Origin of the sequence: Paenibacillus chibensis (assembly GCF_004001045.1) — a bacterium.
GTDB lineage: Bacteria > Bacillota > Bacilli > Paenibacillales > Paenibacillaceae > Paenibacillus_AQ > Paenibacillus_AQ chibensis.
Genome location: NZ_BIMK01000064.1, coordinates 1 through 1,805, shown reverse-complemented (window position 1 = coordinate 1,805; position 1,805 = coordinate 1). Strand labels below are relative to the sequence as shown.

The 1,805-nt window shown below is 55.3% G+C and carries 1 protein-coding gene; it reads left to right on the top strand.

Annotation, left to right across the window (positions count from 1 at the left end; all coding sequences use genetic code 11):
• The first annotated feature begins 114 nt into the window (after positions 1 to 114).
• Positions 115 to 1,413 (top strand): IS110 family RNA-guided transposase, encoded by a 1,299-nt coding sequence (locus PCH05_RS26995; protein ID WP_127607810.1) that lies wholly within the window; start codon positions 115 to 117, stop codon positions 1,411 to 1,413.
• The last annotated feature ends 392 nt before the right edge of the window (positions 1,414 to 1,805 follow it).

Here is a 1,805-nt window from a genome sequence, read left to right as displayed (position 1 = left end):
GAGGAGCCATTCCTGTAATGAAGTAATTTGAGCTTTGAGCAAAAAAGCGCCACTCGGTATACTGGGAAACGTTCCGGCAAAGAACAAATCCCGCATACGAAAGAGGCGCTCAAGATGAAGTATAAGATGAAGCAGAAACAGAATCAACGGATTACGCGAATTAACGAGGCAACATTGGTCGTCGGCGCAGATATTGCCAAAAAGATTCATGTGGCTCGTGCGGTCGACTATCGCGGAATCGAGCTGGGCAAAGACTGTGTTTTTCATAACGACGCGCAAGGGCTGACGAAACTGTCGTCGTGGATGAAGGAGGTCGGGCAAGCACATGGCAAGACCGAGATCGTGTTTGGCATCGAGCCTACCGGACACTACTGGTTTCCGCTTGCCGCATTCTTGCAAGAGCAAGGCATCACGGTTGTTGTCGTCAATCCGCATCACGTGAGCAAGACCAAAGAGCTCGAGGACAATTCGCCGACGAAAAGCGACTACAAGGACGCGAAGGTAATCGCCGACCTGATCCGCAGCGGCAAGTATTCCGAGCCGAAGCTGCCGACGAAGGCCTATGCAGACCTGCGCATCCTGATGAACCTGCGGGAGAAAGTTTCGGCGAGTCTCACGCAAGTGAAAGGCCGCGTGGTTAACTGGTTCGACCGGTTCTTCCCGGAGTACGCCGGCGTGTTCAAGGACTGGGAAGGCAAAGCATCGCTCATGACACTGCGTGCATTCCCGCTGCCTGCCGACATCGCCGCCAAGGGAGCCCGAGACGTCCTGGCCCACTGGAAGACCGAAGTGCAGCGTGGTGTGGGTATCAAGCGAGCGGAAACGCTCGTCGCATCAGCCGCTGCGTCCATCGGTCTGACCGAAGGGACGACCGCGGCGCGAATCGAACTGAGCACGCTCCTTGGGCAGTACGAGCTATTCAGCGAGCAGTTGGCCTGCATCATGGAGCAAGTCCTGACGATTCTAAACGACATTCCAGGGACCGCGCGAATGTTGGCCGTTCCGGGAGTCGGTGTGGTCACCGTCGCGGGCTTTCTGGCGGAGGTTGGGGATCTGTCCGGCTATGACCACGGTCAGCAGATTATCCGACTGGCCGGGCTGAATCTCAAAGAGAACAGCTCGGGCAAGCGTAAGGGCAAGACAGGCATCACCAAGCGCGGGAGATCACGGCTGAGGGCGCTGCTGTTCCGGGCGGTCATGCCGCTGGTGGCGAAGAATGAAGCCTTCAAAGCGCTGCACGCGTACTACACGACGCGCAGCCAGAACCCGCTAAAGAAGAAGCAGTCGCTGATCGTCTTGTGTGGGAAGCTCATTCGCGTGTTGCATACGCTAGGAACCAAGGAACGTGAGTATAACGCGCTGGAAATGCTCGGACGGGTAAGACTGGCTCAGATCGGGCAAGTGGGCGCCTAAGCCAAAGCAAGCGTCTGATCAAACGCAACTTCAAAAGGAATAACAACGACAACGGAAGCACCGGAGGAGCCGAAGAACAATTTTCCGTGAGGGCAACGACCCAGTAGAGGAGCAAGAATCGGCCTCCACCCCTTGAGAGACAGAACGAAGGAATGTAAGGGCGACGACCCAGCGTGACATGGGAGGGTAAGTCCCAAGGGCAAATGTGGAGATCCACTGTGCGATTATAACCACCATCTCACAGTTTTGGAATGCAATCGATCCCAAGCTCTGTTCCTGCATACGCTCGTAGTGCGCCCCATCCAATGTACAACGGTCTACTCAAACAGTCGAAGTTGAAATCCTGTGAATTAGCGAGTAAACAGGCGAAAACATTACTTTATAGTGGGAGG

What these genes read in the sequence shown, in the direction of transcription:
- PCH05_RS26995 (WP_127607810.1), top strand. Translation starts at nt 115, where the DNA reads ATGAAGTATAAGATGAAGCAGAAACAGAATCAACGGATTACGCGAATT.